General features: G+C 63.4%; 16 protein-coding genes. 9 read left to right on the top strand and 7 right to left on the bottom strand.

What is annotated here, in order from left to right:
- Positions 1–98: 98 nt before the first annotated feature.
- From ACIGJE_RS17940 to ntrX, 3 genes are all read left to right on the top strand, one after another.
- Positions 99–1160 (top strand): DUF2252 family protein, encoded by a 1062-nt coding sequence (locus tag ACIGJE_RS17940; RefSeq protein WP_311934800.1) that lies wholly within the window; start codon positions 99–101, stop codon positions 1158–1160.
- Positions 1161–1290: 130 nt separating this feature from the next.
- A complete protein-coding gene (locus ACIGJE_RS17935; RefSeq protein WP_367622807.1) occupies positions 1291–3600 on the top strand; it encodes a sensor histidine kinase NtrY-like in 2310 nt (769 codons plus the stop codon).
- A gap of 134 nt (positions 3601–3734) precedes the next feature.
- A complete protein-coding gene (ntrX, locus tag ACIGJE_RS17930; RefSeq protein WP_311934798.1) occupies positions 3735–5105 on the top strand; it encodes a nitrogen assimilation response regulator NtrX in 1371 nt (456 codons plus the stop codon).
- 76 nt (positions 5106–5181) lie between these two features.
- Here the strand turns inward: ntrX and ACIGJE_RS17925 are convergent, their stop codons facing one another.
- Positions 5182–6042 carry a sulfite exporter TauE/SafE family protein gene (locus ACIGJE_RS17925; protein WP_415081302.1) on the bottom strand — a complete coding sequence of 287 codons (861 nt, stop codon included), beginning with the start codon at positions 6040–6042 and terminating at the stop codon, positions 5182–5184.
- Positions 6043–6604: 562 nt separating this feature from the next.
- Between ACIGJE_RS17925 and ACIGJE_RS17920 the strand changes: the two genes are divergently transcribed.
- On the top strand, positions 6605–8467 hold the full coding sequence (locus tag ACIGJE_RS17920; protein WP_415081300.1) for a B12-binding domain-containing radical SAM protein: 1863 nt from the start codon (positions 6605–6607) through the stop codon (positions 8465–8467).
- A 50-nt stretch (positions 8468–8517) separates the two neighbouring features.
- On the opposite strand, the gene mdoH is transcribed toward ACIGJE_RS17920, so the two are convergent.
- Both mdoH and ACIGJE_RS17910 read right to left on the bottom strand, forming a co-directional pair.
- On the bottom strand, positions 8518–10719 hold the full coding sequence (mdoH, locus tag ACIGJE_RS17915) for a glucans biosynthesis glucosyltransferase MdoH (RefSeq protein WP_156771769.1): 2202 nt from the start codon (positions 10717–10719) through the stop codon (positions 8518–8520).
- A complete protein-coding gene (locus tag ACIGJE_RS17910; RefSeq protein ID WP_415081297.1) occupies positions 10695–12224 on the bottom strand; it encodes an OpgD/OpgG family glucan biosynthesis protein in 1530 nt (509 codons plus the stop codon). Before ACIGJE_RS17910 ends, mdoH begins: the two co-directional genes overlap by 25 nt.
- Before the next feature lie 516 nt (positions 12225–12740).
- Here ACIGJE_RS17910 and ACIGJE_RS17905 point away from each other — a divergent pair.
- Positions 12741–15512 (top strand): valine--tRNA ligase, encoded by a 2772-nt coding sequence (locus ACIGJE_RS17905; RefSeq protein ID WP_415081295.1) that lies wholly within the window; start codon positions 12741–12743, stop codon positions 15510–15512.
- Between the two features lie 61 nt (positions 15513–15573).
- Here ACIGJE_RS17905 and ACIGJE_RS17900 read toward each other — a convergent pair whose 3' ends face one another.
- The 3 genes from ACIGJE_RS17900 to ACIGJE_RS17890 are packed head-to-tail and all read right to left on the bottom strand — an operon-like array spanning position 15574 to position 17981.
- Positions 15574–16371 carry an amino acid ABC transporter ATP-binding protein gene (locus ACIGJE_RS17900; RefSeq protein ID WP_483678216.1) on the bottom strand — a complete coding sequence of 266 codons (798 nt, stop codon included), beginning with the start codon at positions 16369–16371 and terminating at the stop codon, positions 15574–15576.
- Positions 16368–17135: an amino acid ABC transporter permease gene (locus ACIGJE_RS17895; RefSeq protein WP_415081293.1), complete on the bottom strand. Its 768-nt coding sequence runs from the start codon at positions 17133–17135 to the stop codon at positions 16368–16370. Before ACIGJE_RS17895 ends, ACIGJE_RS17900 begins: the two co-directional genes overlap by 4 nt.
- A 9-nt stretch (positions 17136–17144) precedes the next feature.
- The gene (locus ACIGJE_RS17890; protein WP_415081291.1) at positions 17145–17981 is read right to left on the bottom strand and encodes an ABC transporter substrate-binding protein; all 837 of its coding nucleotides are present in this window, start codon (positions 17979–17981) and stop codon (positions 17145–17147) included.
- Between the two features lie 163 nt (positions 17982–18144).
- Between ACIGJE_RS17890 and ACIGJE_RS17885 the strand changes: the two genes are divergently transcribed.
- The 3 genes from ACIGJE_RS17885 (at position 18145) to ACIGJE_RS17875 (ending at position 21146) form a co-directional block, all read left to right on the top strand.
- Positions 18145–18888: a FadR/GntR family transcriptional regulator gene (locus ACIGJE_RS17885; protein WP_415081289.1), complete on the top strand. Its 744-nt coding sequence runs from the start codon at positions 18145–18147 to the stop codon at positions 18886–18888.
- Positions 18885–20471: a gamma-glutamyltransferase gene (gene ggt / locus ACIGJE_RS17880; protein WP_415081287.1), complete on the top strand. Its 1587-nt coding sequence runs from the start codon at positions 18885–18887 to the stop codon at positions 20469–20471. The genes ACIGJE_RS17885 and ggt overlap by 4 nt, the downstream gene beginning before the upstream one ends.
- A 75-nt stretch (positions 20472–20546) precedes the next feature.
- Positions 20547–21146 carry a dihydrofolate reductase family protein gene (locus ACIGJE_RS17875; protein WP_483678213.1) on the top strand — a complete coding sequence of 200 codons (600 nt, stop codon included), beginning with the start codon at positions 20547–20549 and terminating at the stop codon, positions 21144–21146.
- Between the two features lie 20 nt (positions 21147–21166).
- Here the strand turns inward: ACIGJE_RS17875 and ACIGJE_RS17870 are convergent, their stop codons facing one another.
- The gene (locus ACIGJE_RS17870) at positions 21167–21877 is read right to left on the bottom strand and encodes an HAD family hydrolase (RefSeq protein ID WP_415081283.1); all 711 of its coding nucleotides are present in this window, start codon (positions 21875–21877) and stop codon (positions 21167–21169) included.
- 143 nt (positions 21878–22020) lie between these two features.
- Between ACIGJE_RS17870 and betC the strand changes: the two genes are divergently transcribed.
- Positions 22021–23541 carry a choline-sulfatase gene (gene betC / locus ACIGJE_RS17865; RefSeq protein ID WP_394308844.1) on the top strand — a complete coding sequence of 507 codons (1521 nt, stop codon included), beginning with the start codon at positions 22021–22023 and terminating at the stop codon, positions 23539–23541.
- Positions 23542–23594: the final 53 nt, after the last annotated feature.

Below are 23594 nucleotides of genomic sequence, written 5' to 3'. Positions count from 1 at the left end.
GGCGTTCGACCGTTGCGTGACATCGGGAACGCGACAAATCCGCTATCGTTCGGCTCCGCTGCTCCCTACATTCGGCTACCCGGATATGGGATGCAGGCATGAACGCAATCAGGGCCTCGGTGCGAGCCTATGAAAACTGGCTGAGGGATGAGATCGGAGCCGATTTCGTCGAGGCGGACCTGGAAGAAAAACACCGCAAGATGCGTGGCAGCGCCTTCGCCTTTCTGCGTGCGACCTATTGGCGTTGGGCCGAGACGATCCTGGAGATCTGCCCGGAGCTCGCCGACGCGCCGGAAGTTCTGGCAATCGGCGACACCCATCTGGAGAATTTCGGCACCTGGCGCGATAGCGAAGGGCGCCTGATCTGGGGCGCCAACGATTTCGACGATGCCGCTTTCATGCCCTATGTGCTCGACCTCGTGCGGCTTGCCACCAGTGCGTTGCTGGCGCGGGCCAGTGGCGACCCACCGGCAGCGGAGATCTGCCGGGCGGTTGCGGCCGGCTATGCCGCCGGGCTGGCCACTCCCGCTCCGGTGGTGCTCGAGCGTGATCATAAGTGGCTGCGCAAGGCAGTGCTGTTGCCGGAATCGGAGCGCAAGGCGTTCTGGAGCAAGTTCGACATCAAGACGGGAAAATCCATCAAGCCCGTCTACGAGGAGAGGCTGCGGGCCGCGATGCCCGATCCGCAGGGCGCATATCATTTTTTCCCCAGACGGGCGGGCACCGGCAGTCTCGGCCGGGCGCGCTTCATGGCCTGCGGCGAATGGCGGGGCGGGCCGGTGCTGCGCGAGGCCAAGAGGTTGACCATCTCGGCCTGGTCCCTGCGCTTCGATCCCGGGGCCAAAGCGATCCTGGCCGAGACGATCGCGACCGGGCGCTGCCGGGCAGCGGACCCACATTACGGGGTGAAGGATGCCATCCTCGTGCGGCGCTTGTCTCCCAACAGCCGCAAGCTGGAAGTGAAAACGGCGATCGACGCGTTCCTGTCGCCTCGGATGCTCGCACTGATGGGGCAGGAAATCGCCAACTGCCATGCCAATGATCCGGATCGGCTGTCGCTGCTGCAGCAGGATTTGCGCAAGCGCAGGAAAGACTGGCTCTGCAACGCCGCGAGGGCGGCGGCCGCGGCCATGATCGGCGAGCAGGAGGCATTCGCCTGACGCGTTGATTGGCCGGCTTCGTCAATTTCGCCTTGATTCTGTTACAATTCGGCAACAGTGTTGCATGAATCACTCAGCCGGGAATCGTCCGGGCTGACCGGGTCGACAACGGGGCGAGGACGGCGTTCGAATGGCAGTTGCAGACAACGCCCAGCAGACGGTGCCAGACGTCGCCAGCATGCCGGCACGGCGCCTCGGCCTGCTCGGTTTCGGTCTGGTCATTCTTTCGGTCGCCTCGGCCATCGGCACCTTCTTCGTGCTTGTCGACGTCGAACCGGTTTCACTGCTGCTCAAGAGCACGGTCTCCGATCTACGCTTCTATCTGGGCATCGATAGCGTCGCCCAGGCGCCCAACACCGATATCGCCTACAGCAACGCCATCGATGCGCTGTTCATCGTCAACGCCTCCTTCATTGTGGCATTGCTGGTGCTGCTGGCGGTCGAGGCCGGCAATCTGATCGTCGCAAGGCGTCGCGGGCAGGCCGGCGCCGCGTTGCATATGCGGGTGATCGGGTTGTTCTCCGTCGTCTCCGCCGTGCCGGTATTGCTGCTGGCCACGGTGGCGATCATCTCGCTCGACCGCGGCCTCGACAATCTGTTTTCGACGCGCGTCAGCAACATCGTCAATACGTCGGTTGCCGTCGCCAATTCCTATCAGGACGAGCAGGCCCTGCAATTGCGGTTTGCCGGCCTGTCGATGGCTGCCGACCTCAACAAATATTCACCGCTCTATGCTGCCGACAGGTCGCAATATCAGCGCTTGTTCGACATGCTCGCCGTGAATTACGGCCTGTCCAGCGCCATGATCCTGACGCGGGACGGCCAGGTGACCGACCAGTCCTACGTTCCCGGGAGCCTGCCCTTCTTCCTGCCGGCCAAGCTTTTTCCGGCCCTTGCCGCCGCGGACCAGCAACCGGCCGTGCGCATCGACCCCGGTACGCAGAACGTCACGGGCCAGATCATCAAGCTGGCCGCCTATACCGATCGCTATCTCTTCATCGTCCGGCCCTTCGACCCGAAGATCGCCGAATATATCCGCCAGACCGGCGAAGATTCGGCGCGCTTCGAGAATCTGAAGGCATCGCGCTTCCCAACCCAGGTCAATTTCGCGCTGCTCTATGCCATCATCGCCCTCAACATGCTGCTGGCGGCGATCTGGATCGGCTTGTCCTTCGCCAATCGCCTGGTCGAGCCGATCCGGCGCCTGATCAGTGCGGCCGACCAGGTCGGCAGCGGCAATCTCAACGTGCATGTACCGGTGGAGCGGCGCTCGGGCGACCTTGGTAAGCTCGGCGACACCTTCAACAACATGACGGACACGCTGCGCACCCAGCGCAACGATCTGCTTGGAGCCAATGACCTGCTCGACAGCCGCCGGCGCTTCATCGAGGCGGTGCTTTCCGGCGTTTCGACCGGCGTGATCGGCATCGACGACGAGGGCAAGATCACCGTGGTCAACCCGCTCGCCAGCACCTGGATCAAGTCACGGCAATCCCCCGTGGGACGCCCCCTGGCCGAGGTGATGCCCGAATTGTCGACCTATCTCGCCGATGCGCTCGGCACGCGTTCGCGGTTGGTGCAGGGCCAGATCACCATCAATCGCGACGGGCGCGAGCGCAATCTTACCGTACGCGTCACCTCCGAGCAGTCGACCATGCGCGAGCACGGCTATGTGGTGACGCTGGACGACATCACCGAACTCGTGGTGGCGCAGCGCAGTTCCGCCTGGGCGGACGTGGCCCGGCGCATCGCCCATGAGATCAAGAATCCGCTGACGCCGATCCAGCTTTCGGCCGAACGCATCCGGCGCAAATATGGCAAGGTCATCGTCGAGGACCGCGAGGTCTTCGACCAGTGCACCGACACCATCGTGCGCCAGGTCGACGACATCAAGCGCATGGTCGACGAGTTCTCCTCCTTCGCCCGCATGCCCAAACCCTCGATCGAGAGCGAGGATTTCGGCGAGATGGTGAAGCAGGTCGTGTTCATGATGCGCATCGGCTACCCCGACATTACCTTCACCTATCAGCCGCCACCCGAACCCATCATAGCCCGGTTCGACCGGCGCCTGCTCTCGCAAGCCGTCACCAACATCGTGAAGAACGCCACCGAGGCGATCGCCGGCCGTCCCGAGGATCGGCAGGGGCCGGGGGCCGTCGAGGTGCGCGCGTTGCGCAGGGGAGGCGACATCGCCGTCGAGGTTGTCGACAACGGCATTGGTCTGCCCAAGGAAAACCGCCAGAAGCTGCTCGAACCCTATGTCACCACGCGTGAGAAGGGCACGGGCCTGGGCCTGGCCATCGTCGGCAAGATCATGGAGGAGCATGGCGGCGGTATCGAGCTCCTCGATGCGCCCGCCGTGGCGGAGGGCGGTCACGGCGCGATGATGCGCCTGTGGTTCCCGGCGGAGGCGACGACCAGCAATGAGGCCGTGCAATGACGGCGATATTCGATTTTCATCAGGGCCAAGGCCCATTCTTCCAGCGCGCAATTGCAAGGCCCTTGCGAGCGGCACACCCGGCCTGGTGCAAGGCGGGAGCGTTGGATTCACCTCGAGCAAGCAGGACCTAGACGATGGCGACCGACATTCTGATCGTTGACGATGAGGCCGATATCCGCGAGCTCGTTGCCGGCATCCTCGAGGATGAAGGCCATGGCACCCGTACCGCCAAGGACGCCGACGATGCCCTGGCTACCGTTGCCCAGCGCCGGCCGCATCTGATCTTCCTGGACATCTGGATGCAGGGCTCACGCCTCGATGGCCTCCAGCTTCTGGAGGTCCTGAAGGCCGAGCACCCCGACGTTCCGGTGGTGATGATCTCGGGCCATGGCAATATCGAAACCGCCGTGGCGGCGATCAAGATCGGCGCCTATGACTTCATCGAAAAGCCGTTCAAGGCGGACAGGCTGGTACTGGTCGCAGAGCGCGCTTTGGAAACGTCGCGCCTGCGCCGCGAGGTCAACCAGTTGCGTCAGATCTCGGGCAGCGCCTCCAAGATGATCGGGCGTTCCTCGGCCATGAACCAGCTCCGGCAGGTGATCGAGAAGACGGCGCCGACCAACAGCCGCATCCTGATTGCGGGGCCGCCCGGATCGGGCAAGGAATTGGCTGCGCGCACCATCCACCAGGCCTCGCAGCGGGCCGAAGGACCTTTCGTGGTGCTCAATTCGGCCTCGATCCTGCCGGAAACCATGGAAACCGAATTGTTCGGCGTCGAAGGCGGCGATGGCCGCGCCCGCAAGGTCGGTGCTTTCGAGGAGGCCCATGGCGGCACGCTGTTTTTCGACGAGGTCGCGGATTTGCCGCGCGAAACGCAGGGCAAGATCCTGCGGGTGCTGATCGACCAGAATTTCTCCCGCGTCGGTGGTGCCACCAAGGTACATGTCGACGTGCGCATCATCACCTCGACCTCGCGTGACCTGACCGAGGAAGTGGCCGACGGCCGCTTCCGCGAGGATCTGCTGCACCGCCTCTCCGTGGTGCCGATCCGCGTGCCCGGCCTGTCCGAGCGCCGCGAGGATATCCCGGAACTCGTCGACTATTTCCAGGGCCAGATCGCGCAGGCGACTGGTTTGCCGCGCCGCGTGGTCGGCCCCGATGCCATGGCGGTGCTGCAGTCGCATGAATGGCCCGGCAATGTCCGCCAGCTGCGCAACAATATCGAGCGGCTGATGATCCTGGTGGGGGGCGATGCCGATGCGACCATCACCGCCGAAATGCTGCCGCCGGAGATCGGTGCGCTGATGCCGACGCGCCCGAACGGGCAGGGGGGCGAGCAGTTGATGGGCCTGCAATTGCGCGATGCCCGCGAATTGTTCGAGCGCGAATATCTGATCGCACAGATCAATCGTTTCGGCGGCAACATTTCCCGCACTGCCGAGTTCGTCGGCATGGAGCGTTCGGCCTTGCATCGCAAGCTCAAATCGCTTGGCGTGGGGGCGTAGACGGGCATGGATCGCCGGTTCACGTCACGCGGCTGCCGATGAATTCGGCGGCCGGGTGACGACGGCAGCCCTCAGCCTATGCCAGGGTCTTCCAGAGATTCCAGGCGCTGAGCGAGGTGATCAACACGCCGACGATGATGAGCAAAACGCGCGTCGGCAGTTTCTTGACCAGCAGGGCTGCGAAGGGCGCGGCAAACAATCCGCCGAAGATCAGGCCGGCGATCGTCGTCCAGTGCGTGAAGCCGCCAAGCAGTGCGAAGGAGAAGCCGCTGGCGATGGCGAGGAAGAACTCGGCGGCGTTGACGGAACCGATCGTCGTGCGCGGGTCGTGACCGGTGCCCAGCAGCGAGGTGGTGACCACCGGTCCCCAGCCACCACCGCCGACGGCATCGACGAAACCGCCTGTGACGGCAAGCGGGGCGACGAAAGTCGGCGGTTCGGTGCGGACATGGATGGCCCGGAAGGCCTTGCTGACGATGTAGAGGCCCAACAGCAGCAGATAGGCCGATATCCACGGTTTCAGCAGATCGCCATCGATGGCGGTGACGAGATAGGCTCCGATCACCGCGCCGATGACGCCGGGAATGAGCAGGCGCGCAAACAGCTTGCCGTTCACATTGCCCAGTTTCCAATGCGAGAGGCCGGAAAAGCCGGTGGTGAAGATCTCGGCGATGTGAACCGAGGCCGAAGCCGCGGCCGGCGGCACGCCCGTGGAGAGCAGGAAGGTCGTGGAGGTCACGCCATAGGCCATGCCGAGAGCGCCATCGACGATCTGGGCCAGCAGCCCGACGGCAACGGCCGTCCAGAAGCCGCGTGAAATCAATCCAGAACCGATTTCGGCAGGCGCGGCGTTCCAGTCGATGGGGGCGTACCAAAGCCCTGCCGCGATAGTCGCGGCAACCAGGGGTGGGACGACAATGAAAGCAATTCGTATCAAACGATGTCGTCTGCTGAGTGCAATGGGTGGAATATCGGAAGTGGACATGGTGGGCTCAAACGGTTGGAATGGTCAAGAATGCAGGCCGGAACGCTCGTCCTTCTAGCGACAGCGCTCACGCGCTCGGCTTGCGGCGCCAAACTCGTCGTGATGGTTCATCGCGGCCATGGAGGCTCCAATGGCAATGGGCTGAGGCCGATGGTTTGTGCTCAACTCATGGATGTCAATATTTTTCTATAAAATTTATAGAAATTATATGTTTATAAGCCGTTCCGGTGAAATGCGGCTGTTCTGCTCCGACGGGCGATGGCGCCAACCTGAGCCGACATCGCGATATGGGAGCTGCCTGTGTCAGGGGGAAATCATTCTCGCAGGAATGCTGAGATTTGCCGACTTACTACTTATTCATCCGTGCTTGGTGCCGGGTGTTGGCGATCTCGGGGAAGCAGCATATCTGTAAAGCGTCCGGCAATGCGACGCTTAGCTCGGCATTAAGCAAAAATCATCTTGCTCCCGAAATAGAAGTCTCTACAAAAAGTATAAATATCCTTGGGGCCAAGGCATGCAGGGGCAGGCAGTTGCAGGGCCAGGTAGACCAGGCGTCCAGCCGGGGGGGCAGACGCGCCATGTCGATATCTGGCTGATCAAGGCTACGCGATATGACGATGACGGCTATCCTATCCGCTGGATAAGGTCGGCCATTCCGTCGAACTCGCTTGCCTGCGTGTGGGCCCTGGTGGAAGACGCCATCTCCCGGCAAGTCTTCGGTCCCGACGTCGAAGCGCGGGTGCACGCCATCGACGAGACCAATACCCGGGTGGACATTCCTGCCATTCTGGCAAGCCATCAGGGCGAGGGTGCGCGGGCCATCGTCATGCTGGTCGGTGTGCAGACCAACCAATATCCGCGGGCGATGGATATTGCGCGTCCGCTGCGTGCCGCCGGCGTGCCGGTCTGCATTGGCGGTTTCCATGTCTCGGGCTGCGTCGCCATGCTCGGCGAGGATGCCGAGGAACTCGCTCTGGCTCGGGAGCTCGGTGTCAGCCAGTTCGCCGGCGAGGCCGAGCCCGACCGCCTCGACGTCGTGCTGTGCGATGCCTTGGCCGGCACCCTGAAGCCACTCTATAATCATTTGAAGGACCAGCCCGGCCTGCAGAATGTGCCGGTGCCGCTGCTGCCAGGACCGATCGTGCGGCGCTCCTTTACCCATTGGTCGAGCTTCGACCTCGGCCGGGGCTGCCCGTTCGAATGCTCCTTCTGCACCATCATCAACGTCCAGGGGCGCAAGAGCCGCTTCCGCACGGCGGACGAGTTGGAGGCCATCCTCCGGCTGAACGCCGCGGAGGGCGTGAGCAAGTTCTTCGTGACCGACGACAATTTTGCTCGCAACCGCAATTGGGAGGCCTATTGCGACCGGCTGATCGAGCTGCGTGAGCGCGAAGGGCTGGAAGCCCGGCTGCTGATCCAGGTCGACACCATGGCCCATCGTATTCCCGGCTTCATCGACAAGGTGGTGCGGGCCGGCGTGCGGCTGATCTTCATCGGGCTCGAGAACATCAATCCCGACAATCTGGAGGCGGCCAAGAAACGCCAGAACCGCATCGAGGAATATCGCGAGATGGTGCTGGCGTGGAAGCGCCATCCTGTGGTGATCAGCTGCGGCTACATCATCGGCTTTCCTGCCGACACACGGGAATCGATCCTGCGCGACGTCGATCTCATCAAGCGGGAACTCGCCATCGACGTGCTCTACTTCAACATTCTGACGCCTCTGCCCGGCAGCGAGGATCACAAGCGCATGAAGGAAGCCGGGGTATGGATGGACCCGGACTTCAACAAATATGATCTGAATCATCGCGTCACCCATCATCCCAAGATGAGCGACGCCGAGCTTGATGCCGTCTTCCACGAAGCCAGCCGCCGCTATTACGATTTCGAGCATATGGAGCGGGTGTTCAAGCGCCGGGTGCAGCTCAAGAATGGCATGCGGCTGACCACGCTCTACAATCTGATTGCCTATCGCGAAGGGCCACGGCGGGAAGGCGTCGCCTTCGCGGAGTTCGGCCTCGGGCGCGTCATCGACCGCCGGGAGCGGCGCTACGGGCTGCCGATCGAAAACCCGCTGCGCTTCTATGCCCGTTATGCTTGGCGCTTTGCGCGCACGATGGGCGCCTATGCCTATACCTATGGCCGGCTGCGCCTGAGCGTGGCCAAGGCCTGGCGGGCATGGGGGCGCCAGGATGAGTTCCCCTATGCCGACGAGGCCATCGCCGCCGTCGATGAACGCTTGGACCCGCTGGTCCAGGAAACCGCCGATCGCAGCACGCCCTATGCCAAGAAGCGCCAGGAAAATCGGCTGAAGTCGCGCCTCCAGGACGGCCTGCAGCCCGAACCCGGCCTGAGTGGTGAAGCCGTCGGCCCATAGCGCTGCCTCCGTTGCGAAGGCAGGCCGATGATGGGCCTTGAGTGAACGGCTTAGGCTGGTTCGGCCTTGGCCGGCTCGTGCAGGCGCGACAGGCTGGCGATCAGGCTGCGATCATGCAGCGCCACGAAGCGCTCCTTCGAATTCAGCCATTTTGCAGCCTCCTCGATCGAGGCGGCCTCCGCGATCTTGGCTTGCGCCATGACGCGATCCTGCTCGAAACGCCCGCGCTCCCGGGAAGCCGAGGTCGGCAGCATGGTCTCGTGCAGGGCTCGGAAGCCGGCATCCTTGTAGACGACCTCGATGGCGTCGCTGTCGTCCTCTCCGACGGCGGCGAGCTCCGTGCTGAGGGCGTTGGCCCGCGTCGCCACTTCCGGCGGGTGGGTCTCCTCGGGCGTCGCCAGAATGCCGTGGCGGCGCAACCACAGGCCGAGCGCGAGCTGGCCGGATGCCCAGGAGAGCGGAATGGCAAGGAGGAGGCCGAGGATGGTCGGCGACATCCAGGTAAACAGATAGGGCGAGATCACATAGGCGGCCACGCCGGCGAAGAGGCCGAGGACAGTGTGCGAGCGATGGCGCTTGACGATGTCGCGGAAGGGGATCGAACCGTCGTCGCGCCGCTGCGGCTTCCAGCCCGAGTCACGCCCGACCAGGATTTCGAACACGGCGCCCGACTGGATCAGCATCATCACCGGGGCGAGCAGGGCCGAGAGAATGATCTCCAGCAGCACCGACAAGGTCAGCCGGATGCCGCCGCCGCTCGCCCGGCGATTGGGGCCGTCGAGCAGCATGATGATCAGGCCAAAGAGCTTCGGCGCCAGCAGGATGCCCATGGTGCCGCCGAACAGTGCCAAGGCGAGTTCGGCGTTGAACACTGGCCAGGTCGGGAACAGCGAGAATTCATCGGTGAAATATTCGCGCCGGATGAAATGGGCCTGCAGCGCGATGGTCAGACCGACCAGGAGCTGGAGCAGCCAGAGCGGGCTGGCCAGATAGGAGAAGATGCCGTTGGCAAAGTGCTGGCGCGTGCAGGGATGAAAACCCTTGGAACCGATCACGCGGGCATGCTGCAGATTACCCTGGCACCAGCGCCGGTCACGTGCCGACAGGTCGATCAGCGAGGGCGGGCTCTCCTCATAGGAGCCCGTGATGTCGTTGAGCATGTAGACGGCGTAGCCGGCACGGCGGATCAGCGCCGCCTCGACGAAATCGTGGCTGAGGATGTGGCCGCCGAAGGGCGGCCGGCCGGACAGATCCGGCATGCCGCAATGCGCCGCGAAGGCCTTGGTGCGGATGATGGCGTTATGGCCCCAGTAATTGCCGTCATGGCCCATCCACAGCGACAGGCCTTCGGCGATCACCGGACCATAGACGCGTGCGGCGAATTGCTGGATGCGCGCGAACAGGGTGTTGCGGTTGATGATCAGCGGCAACGTCTGGATGATGCCGGCATCGGGGTCGCGCTCCATGGCGGCAGCAAGTTGTACGACGGAGGAGCCCGTCATCAGGCTGTCGGCGTCGAGCACCAGCATATGGTCGTAGGAGCCGCCCCAGCGCGTGACCCAGTTGGCGATGTTGCCCGCCTTGCGGTTCGTGTTGCGCTGGCGATGGTGGTACCAGAGCTGGATGTCGGGTCCCAGGCGTTTGCGCATCGCCAGGAAGGCACGTTCCTCGGCGATCCACACATTCGGGTCGGTGGTGTCGGAGACGAAGAAATAGTCGAAGGCGCGGCCGAGCCCTGTCTGCTCCACCGATTCGATGATGGCCTGCATCGCGCCGAAAACCCGGCTCGGCGCCTCGTTGTAGATCGGCATGAGCACGGCGGTGCGGGTGCTCAATTGCTGCGGCAGCGGCTGGGTGCTGCGCCGGTGGAAGAGCAGATAAACGAAGCCGGCGACGCCCGCCGTGAAGGCGAGGGCGATCCAGGAGAAGTTCAGCACGAACAGGCAGACCAGGGCCCATTCGAGGAAGGTGACGCCGCCGACTTCGACGACCTTGTACATTTCCCAGGCGCCGAAAGCGGTGAGCACAAGCATGCCGCCGAAAACGAACAGCCGGATGAGCCAGGAGCCGTGATGCAGGGCCGGATGGATCCAGGAGCGGCGTTCCGAGCGCGACCACTTGGTCAGCGACTGCACCGGCATTTCCAGCCGATTCTCATCCGGCATGGCGGGGCGCTGATAGACCCATTCCTGCGACGAGGTAGGGTTTGTGCCGCCGGTGTGTTCCTCTACGGTGTCCATCGATACAGCCATGTCTCACTTACAGGCTTGCCGTCCTTGACCAGCACGGCACGCATTTCCGAATAGGTTTCGCTGCTCGGGTCAAGGCCGAAACTCAGGCGACCGATGCGCCGCTCCGTTTCCAGAGTCAAACTGACGTCGCTCAGCTTGCCGGGATTGACGGTGATCTCCGGCGTGACGCCGTTGAGATTGTCGGCACTGGCGAACAAGTCGCCCTGGAAGTCGATCACGAACAGGCGACGCTTGGAGCCCAGGGCTCCGATGCGCGTTTCGCGCACCAATACCATTGGCGGGCGCTCAGCCGGCGTCCAGCACCAATTGGTGCGATAGGCGAATGAATAGTCCTTGCCCGCCTCGAGGGCATCCTTGGGCCGCCAATAGGTGATGATGTTGTCGTGGATTTCCTGGTCGGTCGGGATCTCCACGAGCTGGATCGAGCCTTCGCCCCAGTCGCCCTTGGGCGTGATCCACACGCTGGGCTGCATTTCGTAGCGATGCCGGCTGTCTTCATAATCGGCCGGATCGCGATTGCGCTGAAGCAGGCCGAAGCCGCGCGGGGTCTTGTCGACAAAGGCCGAAATCTGCAGCGTCTCCGGATTCTGCAGCGGGCGCCAGATCCATTCGCCGCCGCCAGACAGCATCTGCAGGCCGGAAGAACCGTGGACGGCCACGCGTACGTCGTCGACGCCCTTGCGGTCGTTGGAGCCGAACAGATACATCGAATTCAGCGGCGCGATGCCGACATGTTCGATCTTGGCGCGCGGGAAAATCGTGGTTTCGACGTCGATGGTCGTGATCTCGCCCGGGTGCAGCGTCAGGTGGAACGCGCCCGTCGCCGCTTCCGAATCGAGCAAGGCGTGCACCACCAGATTCTCGGCATTCTGGGGCGGACGCTCGATCCAGAAAGCGCGGAAGGCGGGAAACTCCTCGCCGCTGGATTCGCCGGTATTGATCGCCAGACCGCGCGCCGCCGCGCCATAGACCTGATTCTTGGCGATGGCGCGGAAATAGCTGGCACCCTGGAAGATGGCGAAATCGTCGAGCCGATTGGGCATGTCGATCGGCGCCTTCAGGCGAAAACCGGAAAAGCCCAGCTTGGAATCGGGCGGCGGCGCAGCGATCTTGCCGAAGTCGAACATCGCCGGCTCATAGGGCACGATGAGGACACGGCCGTCCTCGACGGTGAACAGGTCGACCGGGGTCGCATAGATGAAGCCGCGATGCAGGGGCTCGATCACGAAGCCGCGGTGATCCTGGCTCCAAATGCCCCGGTCGGGCCGGAATCGGATCGAGACATATTGCTCGTAGTCCAGATTCTGCAGGGAAGAGGGCAGCGTGGCGTCCGGTGCCTGATAGGGGGCCTTGGCCAGGTTCCTGGCATAGTCCAGGAGCTTGTCGCGGGAGAAGACCTCGCCTTCCTTCAGGCCGGGGGCGTCGATCGCTGCCCGGGCCCCCTGGGGGGCGGTCAACACACCGGCGGCAATCGAGGCAAATTTCAAGAAGTCGCGTCTGTTCATGGTCTTCTTAACGCGCTTTTGGCAGGCGCAATAGGTGTGGCTGGGCAAGGAACGGCACCACGTCCCTCGGGAGGAAGCGTCGGGTCATCATCGGGGCACCATAGGTGATACGATCGCCGGCAACAACTGGCGGGTGTACTCGCGACATCGTTCCCCGACCATCCCACACCCGGACCGACGGCCTTCAACCGAAGAATCGTGACGACTTCATGATGTAGAGGGAGAGGCTTTCCATTTTCTTGTCACAAGCCGACTCTGTGCCGGGCGGTAAAGGTCGGCATTGGGGCAGGAAGAGGTGGGAAGATCGCAGGGCGCATCGCGCCCGGAAATGCCGGAAAGCCGCCGGGTGCAGCGGTCTCAGCGCTTGTTTCGTTGACTTTGAGGGGGCGTTTCTGCCACTACCGGCCGTGAATTGCGTGGACTGCTCGCTCATGGGCATGTCGGCCGGCCGAATCACGGAGCCGCCGGTGCCTGTAACCGCCGCCCACGCCACCTGACCTGCCTTGAAAGAAGATCATGATCGAAACCACCTTTGACCCCGCCAGCGTCGAGCCGCGCGTGTCCGCGGCCTGGGAAGAGGCACAGGCTTTTCGCGCAGGTCGCCCCGATCGGGCCGGCGCTGCTCCCTATTCGATCGTGATTCCGCCGCCGAACGTCACCGGCTCGCTGCATATGGGCCATGCGCTCAACAATACGCTGCAGGACATCCTCTGCCGCTTCGAGCGCATGCGCGGCAAGGACGTGCTCTGGCAGCCCGGCACCGACCACGCCGGCATCGCCACCCAGATGGTGGTGGAGCGCCAGCTCCAGGAGCGCCAGATCCATCGCCGCGAGATCGGGCGTGAGAAATTCCTCGAGCATGTCTGGGCCTGGAAGGAAGAATCGGGCGGTACCATCGTCAAGCAGCTCAAGCGCCTGGGCGCGTCCTGCGACTGGTCGCGCGAACGCTTTACCATGGATGAAGGCCTGTCCAAGGCGGTGATCGAGATCTTCGTGCGCATGAACGAAGCTGGTCTGATCTATAAGGACAAGCGCCTGGTCAGTTGGGATCCCAAGCTGCTGACCGCGATCTCCGACATCGAAGTCGAGCAGATCGAGATCAATGGCAGCCTGTGGCACTTCGCCTATCCGGTGGTGGACGAGGCGGGGCAGGAGACGGGAGAGACCATTACCGTCGCCACCACGCGTCCGGAAACCATGCTCGGCGACACCGCCGTGGCGGTGCATCCGTCTGACGAACGCTATACCCATCTGGTCGGCAAGAAGGTGCGGCTGCCACTGGTCGGGCGCCTGATTCCGATCGTCGCCGACGAATATTCCGATCCCGAGAAGGGCACGGGCGCGGTAAAGATCACGCCGGCGCACGATTTCAACGATTTCGAGGTCGGCAGGCGGCATAATCTCGAGGTGATCAACATCCTCACGGCCGAAGCGCGTATCAACGACGCCGCGCCCGAAGCCTATCGCGGCCTGGACCGCTTCGAGGCGCGCAAGCGCATCGTTGCCGACATGGAGGCTGCCGGCCGCCTGGTCGAGATCGAGAAGCACAAGCATCAGGTGCCGCATGGCGACCGCTCGGGCGTGCCGATCGAGCCCTGGCTCACCGACCAGTGGTATCTGAACGTGCGGCCGCTCGCCGAGGAGGCACTGGCCGCCGTGCGCCGCGGCCAGACTCGCTTCGTGCCGCAGAACTGGGAGAAGACCTTCTTCGACTGGCTCGAGAACATCCAGCCCTGGTGCGTGTCGCGTCAGCTGTGGTGGGGCCACCAGATCCCGGCCTGGTACGGGCCGGATGGCGGTTACGTCATCGCCCGCAACGAAAAGGAAGCGCGCGCCAAGGCCGATGAGAAGTGGGGTGCCGGCACGGCGATCACGCGTGACGAGGACGTGCTCGACACCTGGTTCTCCTCGGCGCTGTGGCCCTATTCGACCTTCGGCTGGCCGGACAAGACGGCGGAACTCGCCAGATACTACCCGACTTCTGTGGTGGTGACGGGCTTCGACATCATCTTCTTCTGGGTTGCCCGCATGATGATGACGGGCCTGTTCACCCAGAACGACGTGCCCTTCAAGGACGTTTATCTTCACGCCCTCGTCCGCGACGAGAAGGGCGCCAAGATGTCGAAATCCAAGGGCAACGTCATGGACCCCCTGGATATCATCGACGGTGTCGAGCTCGATACCCTCATCGCCAAGCGCACCGGGGCTTTGGCCAACAAGGCCGATGTCGCCCATGTCACCTCGGAGACGCGCAAGACCTATCCGAACGGCATCGAGCGCTATGGTGCCGACGCCTTGCGCTTCTTCCTGGCCGCGATGGCCGCACCCGGCCGAGACATCAAGCTGTCGATCGACCGCGTCAAGGGCTATCGCAATTTCGGTACCAAGCTGTGGAACGCCACGCGCTTTGCCGAGATGAAGGGCTGCGTGCGCGATCCCGGCTTCGACCCGAAATCGGCGAAGATCGCCCTCAACCGTTGGATTGCCGGCGAAGCGGAGAAGGCTGTCGGCGAAATCCAGCGCGCCATCGAGGCCTATCGCTTCAACGATGCCGCCAGCGCGGTCTACCGCTTCATCTGGAACGTGGTGTGTGACTGGTATGTCGAGCTCGCCAAGCCGATCATCGAGGGCGAGGACGAGGCCGCACGGGCCGAGACGCGGGCCATGGTCGCCTTCATCCTCGACCAGTCGACGCTCTTGCTGCATCCCTTCATGCCCTTCATGACCGAGGAGCTCTGGTCGGTGACGGCAGGACCGGTTCCACGCAGCCAGATGGCGGCCCTGACCGCTTGGCCGGACCTTGGCGGTTTGCTCGACGCAGCGGCGGATGAGGAAATCGGCTGGTTGGTCGATCTGGTCACCGAGATCCGCTCGATCCGTACCGAGGTCGGCGTGCCCGGCGGCGCGCAGGTGCCGCTGGTGATGGTGAATGCGTCCCCGGCCATCGAGGCACGCGTCGCCGCCCATGGCGAAACGCTCAAGCGCCTGGCCCGCATCAGCGAGATCGACTTTGCGCCATCGGCCCCGAAGGGCTCGGTGCAGATCATCGCCCGCGGCGCGGTGGCGGCCCTGGCCCTGGAAGGCGTTGTCGATATCGAGGCCGAGAAGGCGCGCCTGAAGAAGGAGACCGACAAGATCGACGGCGAGATCGCCAAGATCAACGCCAAGCTCGGCAATCCCGACTTCATCGCCCGGGCCAAGGAAGAGGTGATCGAGGAAAACCGCGAGCGCCTCGAAGAAGCCACGGCCCGCCGCGCCAAGCTGCAGGACGCCCTGGCCGGCCTGTAATCGATCCGATGTGCCGATCTCCGGATCGGCACATCCTGGCTGCATTGCGCCTATCGGCCGATCATGGCGATCGGCCGTTCGTCCCCGACACGCGGGCCAGAAAGGCCTTCGAGCGTTCCGAGCGCGGTGCCGTGAAGAAGGTCTCGGGCGGCGCCTCCTCGACCACGAGGCCGTCATCCATCATCACCACTCGATCGGCGACCTCGCGGGCAAAGCCCATTTCATGGGTGACGACAACCATGGTCATGCCGTCGCGGGCGAGTTCCTTCATGACTTCCAGCACCTCGCCGACCATTTCGGGATCGAGTGCGCTGGTCGGTTCGTCGAACAGCATCAATGTCGGCTTCATCGCCAGGGCCCGGGCGATGGCCACGCGCTGCTGCTGGCCGCCCGAGAGCTGGGCGGGATAGGCATCCGCCTTGTCCTTGAGGCCCACCCGGGCCAGCAGCGCCGCTGCTTCGCGGCGGGCCGTCGCCGGGTCGATGCCCAGCACCTGCGTCGGGGCTTCGATGATGTTGCCGAGCGCACTCAGATGCGGGAACAGGTTGAAGCGCTGGAAGACCATCCCGATGTCCCGGCGCTGCCGGGCGATGTTGCGCTCGCTGTCCTCGACGAGGCGGCCCTTCCTCTCGCGATAGCCGATGAGATGGCCGTTCACGCGGATGCGGCCGTTCTGGATCTTCTCCAGATGGTTGATGCAGCGCACGAAGGTGGTCTTGCCCGACCCGGAGGCGCCGACGATGACGACGACTTCGCCGCGCCGGACGTTGAGCGAGACGCCCTTGAGCACCTGCATCGAGCCGAACCATTTCTCGACGCCCTCGGCCTCGACGGTCCATTGCATGTCTGCGGTGCTCATGGGCTGGTTCCGAACAGGCTGGTCAGAAGCCGGCCGCGCGGCGCCTTGCTGCGGGTCTCGGCAAAGGGCGTGCTGAAGCGGGCCTCGATGGTGCGCTGGAGGAAGCCCCACAGGGTGGTGAGCGAGAGATAATAGAGCGCGACCACCGAATAGAGCTCGAAGACACGGAAGGTTGCCGACGTCACCATCTGGGTGGCCAGCAGGAGTTCGGGTACGCCGATGACGCTCAGCAGCGTCGTGCTCTTCAGCATGCCGTTGAAGTTGTTGCCGAGGGGCGGAATGATGACCCTCGCGGCCTGGGGCAGGATGATGCGCCGCAGGAGCTTGACGGGTGTCATCCCGAGCGACTTGGCTGCCTCCGTCTGCCCCCGGTCGATCGAGGTGATGCCGGCGCGGATGATCTCGCCCATATAGGCCGCCTCATTCAGGCTGAGGGCGATGATGCCGGCCTGGACATTGCCCGGCAGGATCATGAAGCCGAGATCGATGTCATGGAAGCGCAGGATGCCGGCAGCGGCGAGCGCGGTGTAGATGAACACGATCTGCACCAGCAGCGGCGTGCCGCGCATCACCCAGACATAGAAGGAGGAGAGAGCCCGCAGGACCCGCCAGGACGATAGCCGGCCCAGGGCCACGAACAGGCCGAGGGTGGTGCCGATGATCTGAGCGACGATGCTGATGCTGAGCGTCAGCCAGAGGCCGTGCAGATAGATGCTGGAGGGTTCGAGCAGGTAGTGGAAGAAGAAGGCCCAGTTGAAGTTCATGGCAAGACCTCACAAGGCGTCGCGTTCGATACCCCAGCTTTCCAGGATCTTCCGGTAGGTGCCATCCTTGCGGATGGCCTCGAGCGCCGCGGCGAAGGCCTTCTGCAGGTCGATGTCTTCCTTGCGGAAAGCGGCGCCGATGACGGCCTGGGCGAAAGGCGGGCCTCCCAGTTCGAAGAGGTCCGGGGCTTGCTTGAAATAGTAACCGGCCGTCTTGATCGTGGTGCCATAGGCATCGACCTGTCCGATGCGCAGGGCCTGGAAGGCATCGGTATCCTTGGGAAACACCACGACCTGGGCCTGTGCCTTGCCCTCGCCCGCGAGCTTCTTGTTTTCCTCATCGACAAGGGACTGGATGGTCGTGCCGTTCTCGACGGCAACCTTCTTGTCGGAGAGATCGGCAAGCCCGGTGATATGGCTCGCATTGCCTTTCAGGACGACAAGTGACTGGCTGGAGGCGAGATAGTCAACGAAATCGACGACCTCGCGGCGCTTGGGCTTGTCATAGAGCTCGGACATGATCACGTCGCACTGCCTGGCGATCAGGGCGGGAATGATGCCGTCGAACTGCACCTGCTTCCATTCCGCGCTGACGCCCAGCTGCTTGGCAATGGCATTGCCGAGCTCGATCTCGGCTCCGGTCAACGAGCCGTCATCCTTGTAGAAGGACAGTGGCGGCGAGCCGATATCGGCGCAGATCACCATCTTCCTGGCGTCGGCAATGGCGGCCGGCGGCTGGACGGATTGTGCCCGGGTTGTGGTGGCGATGCTCACTGCCACAAGGGCGATCGATAGGAAAGCAGGCCCTGGGCGAAGACGAGGCAGTACGGCACGGAATGCGCGCATGGTGGTGCTCCGGATGGCTCGTTCCTGGTCCCAGTATGGAACCAATATTATTATTGATACCGATATTGGGGCACAACATTGGCATGCCAGCAAGAAGAATCGTATGGACAACGCAAGAAAATCGATACTACTCTATGGAACCAATATTTGAATTGGTTTCATAATGAACAGCAAACAGCAAGCCAGCCAGAGTCTCCGCAGCCTGTTGAACGGGGGGGCCTATCCGCCCGGCAGTCGCCTGCCGCCGGAACGTGACCTCATGCTCCGGCTCGAGCTGAGCCGCCGCGCGCTCCGGCTGGGGCTGGAACAACTGGAGGCCGAGGGGCGCCTGTGGCGACATGTCGGCAAGGGCACTTTCGTCGGCACCCGCCCGCCCGAGCGGGAACTGGGCATGTCGCTGATCACCGCCAGTACCAGCCCGGCCGAGCTCATGGATCTGTGCCTGTGGACGGAGCCGACCTATGCCCGGGTTGCCGCCACGCGGGCGAGCCGCATGGACATCGACAATCTGCGCTATCTTCTCGACAAGAGTGCCGCCGCCCGCGATGCGGCGACCTGGGACATCTGGGATGTCCGCCTGCACCGGGCCATTGCCGAGGCCACGCATAATGCCCTTGCCCTTGCCGTGTTCGACAGCCTGAACGCCGTGCGGGAGGAGGGAGCCTGGCGGCGCCTGCGCAACGATCCCACCACGGCCGAGCGTTTCGAGGAACTCACGCTCCACCATCGCCAGATCGTCGATGCCATTGCCCGGCATGATCCATCAGCCGCAGAAGCCGCCATGCGGCGGCATCTGCGCTCGGTCCAGCATGCCTTGCTGCTGGAGGATGCCGACGGAGAGACCGAGGATGGGGACGATACGCCGATCGATCTTCTGCGCAACGCATTTCAGGAAAAGGCACAATGAGGGATTTTCAGCTTCCGGGCCGTTCGCCCGTCCGCGCCATGGACGCAATGGTCGCGACATCCCATCCCCTGGCCAGCGCGGCCGCCCTGACCCTGTTGCGCGAGGGGGGCAATGCCATCGACGCGGCAATCTGCGCCTCTGCCGTCCTGGCAGTGGTCGAGCCGCAGTCGACGGGGATCGGCGGCGATTGTTTCTGCCTCTATGTGCGCGGTGGGGAGGGGCCGGTACTCGCCTATAATGGGGCGGGCCGAGCGCCGGAAGCTGCAACCATCGACTGGTATGAGGAGCGGGGCTTTACGGAGATACCGGTCGACAGCCCCCACGCCGTCACCATTCCCGGTGCGATCGACGCCTGGTGCCGCCTTTCGGCCGATCATGGTTGTACCCCGCTCGAGCGCGTGCTCGCCCCCGCCATCCACTACGCCGAGGCCGGATATGTGATTCATGACCGCGTCGAGGCCGATTGGCACGAAGCGAGGGATCTGCTGGCACAGGACGCCACGGCTGCCCGCATCTTTCTGCCCGGGGGCGCCGTGCCGAGGGCTGGCGATGTCCATCGCCAGCCGGAGCTGGCCCGGAGCCTGCGCCTCATCGCCGCCAAGGGACGGGCGGTTTTCTACCAGGGGGAACTCGCCGAGGATCTGGTTGCCCATCTGCGCAGCAGGGGCGGACTGCACACGCTCGACGACTTTGCAGCCGCCGGTGGTGATTACGCGGAGCCTGTCAGGACCAGCTATCGCGGCATCGATGTCTGGCAGATGCCACCGAGCAATCAGGGGCTGACCGCCCTGCTGATGCTCAACCTGCTGGCTGGCTTCGATCTGGCCGGGCTCGACCCGCTGGGGGCGGAGCGGCTGCATCTGGAGGTCGAGGCCGGGCGCCTTGCCTACCGGATCCGGGATGAGCTGATCGCTGACCCCGACCATGCCGACGTTCCCGTCGAGGCCTTGCTGGCCTCATCCTATGCCGACGGACTGAGGCGCAGGATCAATCCCGATATGGCCAACCGTGAATTGCCGGAAGCGGTAATGGAGCCGTCGGACACGGTCTATCTCTCGGTGGTGGATCGCGATCGGAATGCGGTCAGTTTCATCAACTCGACCTATCATTCCTTCGGCAGCGGCCTGGTCGGCCCGAAATCAGGCATCGTCCTGCAGAACCGGGGCAGGGGATTTCGCGTCGACCGACGCCACCCGAACTGCATCGCGCCGCGCAAGCGTCCCCTCCACACCATCATGCCCGGCATGGCAACCCGCAACGGCCGTGTGGTCGCGCCCTTCGGTGTCATGGGAGGCGACTATCAGCCCTTCGGCAATGTCCATGTGCTGAGCAACCTGCTCGACTACGGGATGGATCCGCAGGCTGCGATCGATCTGCCTCGGGTTTTCTACGAGAAGGGCGAACTTCTTGCCGAACGCGGCGTGCCGGCGGCCACGCTGCGTGCCCTCGAGGCTCGTGGCCACAAGGTCGGCCCGGCCGGGGAGCCGCTCGGCGGCGGGCAGATGGTTCTCATCGATTGGGACAGGGGAACGCTGACGGGTGGTTCCGATCCGAGAAAGGATGGGCTTGCCATCGGCTATTGAGGCCGAATTCCCCCCCGTTGTCGGAACCGATCGATCTCGCGCGTCCTTGGAGCGAATAGGCGTGAGGAGATGGCAATGAGAGAGGTGATCCTGACGATGACCATGTCGCTCGATGGTTTCGTCTGCGGCCCGGAGGGGGAACTCGACTGGATCTTCGATGGCGATCAGGAGGCGATCACCTGGAAGCTGGAGACTGTGTCGAATGCGGGCCTGCACATCATGGGCAGCCGCACCTTCCAGGCCATGGCCGCCTATTGGCCAACCTCCACCAGCGTGTTCGCGCCAGCGATGAACCAGATTCCCAAGGCCGTCTTTTCACGGCAGGGATCGGCAATCCTGACAGCGGCTGAGGCCGGCATCCCCCAATCCGGACAACAGCAACCCGGTGCGGAAAGTTGGAGGCAGGCCTATGTGGCCAGCGGCGATCTGGTCGACGAGATCGCCAGGATGAAGGCCGGCGACGGCAAGCCGATCATTGCCCATGGCGGCGCTGCTTTTGCGCGCAGCCTCATCGCCCGGGCGTTGGTCGACCGATACGCCTTGGTGGTGCATCCGATCGCTCTCGGCAAGGGCATGCCGATCTTCTCCGAAGTCGTCCCGCCCAGGCGTCTCATGCCGATCAGCTCGACGGCCTTTCCCGGAGGCTCGGTTACGCAGGTCTATCGGTCTGCGTGACCACGTCTTATGCGCAATCCCTAATCCTTGAGTGCCTGGATCACGTCGGCAGTCTGCGTCAGCGTTTCGATCTCGCGAAAACGCGGCTCATGCAGCGGCGCTTCCGCATGTTCGAAGGCCCAGGTCAGGGGATGGGGGACATAGACACCCCAGCTGCCGACCCGGAGCGCCGGAATCACGTCGGACTTCAGCGAGTTGCCGATCATCATCGAGGCCTGGGGACCATCGCCATGCCGGGCGAAGGCCTGCGCATAGGTCTCGGTACTCTTCTCGCTGACGATCTCCACGGCTTCGAACAGGTCACGCAGCCCCGATTGCGCGATCTTGTTCTCCTGATGGAACAGATCGCCCTTGGTGATCAGGATGAGCCGGTATTGGCCTGCCAGGCTTTCCAGCGTGTCGGCGACGCCTGGGAGCAGCTCGACCGGATGGTTGAGGATTTCCTTGCCGAGCGCCAGGATGCGCCCGATCACCGGTGCCGGCACTTGGCCGCCACTGACGTCGATGGCGGTATCGATCATCGAGAAGGTGAAGGTCTTCATGCCGAAGCCGTGGCTGACGACATTGCGCTTGCCGACTTCGAGTAGATGCGCCAGCAGCGTGTCCTTGTCGGCATAGTCGGCAAGCAGGCTGACCAGTTCTTCCTCGGCCGTCCTGAAATATTGCTCGTTCTGCCAGAGCGTATCGTCGGCATCGAAGGCAAGGGTGGTGAGGTGGGCAGGGGACATCACGATCTCTCGAACTAGGCCCGTCCCTATAAGCCCAAATGCGCCGCCGAGGCCAGCCCGTGTCGGATGCAAGCAAGGCCATCTCGCGATGTGTTCCGACAATTGCTATCCCCCTTGCGAATCCAGCCCAGCGCGTCAGGTCCGTCATGTCCCAGTCCAAGCCCAACATCCTCATCATCATGGTGGATCAGCTCGCACCGGCCTTCCTGCCGGTGCACGGCTTCGATCTCGTCAAGGCGCCGAACATCATGGGGCTGGCCGAGCGCGGCGTGGTGTTCGACAGCGCCTATTGCAATTCGCCCTTGTGCTCGCCCTCCCGCGCCGTGTTCATGAGCGGGCAATTGCCGTCACGCTCGGGCGTCTACGACAATGCCGCCGAATTCCGCGCCGACATCCCGACCTGGGCGCATTATCTCCGGCGTGCAGGCTATCGTACCGTGCTGTCTGGCAAGATGCATTTCTGCGGGCCCGACCAGCTTCACGGCTTCGAGGAGCGGCTGACAACCGACATCTATCCTGCGGATTACGGCTGGACGCCCGATTGGGATCACCCGCAGGAACGCCCGAGCTGGTATCACAACATGTCGTCGGTGACCGATGCCGGCCTTTGCGTGCGCACCAACCAGCTCGATTTCGACGATGAGGTGGTGTTTGCAGCCGAGCGCGCCCTCTATGAACATGTGCGCAGCCCCGACAAGCGCCCCTTCTGCATGGTGGCGTCGCTGACCCATCCGCATGATCCCTATGCGATCACGCAGGACTATTGGGATCTCTATCGGGACGAGGAAATTCCTTTGCCCCGCCACGTGGTTCCGGTCGAGGAACTCGACCCGCACTCCCAGCGCTTGCGCCATGTCTGCGACATGGACAAGGCCGAGATCACCGACCAGCATATCCGCAATGCCCGGCATGCTTATTTCGGAGCGATTTCCTATGTCGATGCCAATGTCGGCAAGCTGCTCAAGGCCCTGGAAGCGACGGGACTCGATAAGGAGACGATCATTCTGTTTACCGGCGACCACGGCGAAATGCTGGGCGAGCGCGGCCTCTGGTACAAGATGAGCTGGTTCGAGGGCTCGGCCCGGGTGCCGCTGATCATCAGCGCGCCTCAGCTCTATCGTCCGCATCGGGTCGCGGCGAGCGTGTCGCTGGTCGATATCCTGCCGACCCTGGTCGATATGGCCGAGCCTGGCGCGGCTGCGGAACTCGCCGGCATCGACGGCGCCAGCCTGGTGCCGCATTGCCGCGAAGAAGGCGGGCATGATGAAGTCCGCGGTGAATATCTTGCCGAGGGGGCCGTGGCGCCTTTGCTGATGCTCCGTCGCGGCGACTTCAAATTCGTGCATTCACCCGCCGACCCCGATCAGCTCTACGATCTGGCCGCCGACCCCGCCGAATTGACGAACCTTGCGGCCGAGCCGGCCCATGCCGAAATCGTCGCGGCTTTTCGTAAGGAAATAGAAACGCGCTGGAACCTTGCCGCTATTGATGCCGATGTGCGTGCCAGCCAGCGTCGTCGTCGGGTGGTCGACGATGCCTTGAACTCGGGAAAAGCGACTTCCTGGGACTTTCAACCTTTCAGGGACGCTTCCAAGCAGTATATGCGCAACACCATAGACCTCGATGATCTGGAGGCGATGGCACGTTATCCTCGTGTGCGCCCGTAAATGCTATGGTTAATTCTTCACTGTCCGGTGTGGCAATAGAGCAACACGGATTC

The sequence above is a fragment of the Labrys sp. E2SS-1L genome, from assembly GCF_057073705.1.
Note: the sequence above shows the minus strand (reverse complement) of the source record. Positions and strands in the feature narration are given on the sequence as shown.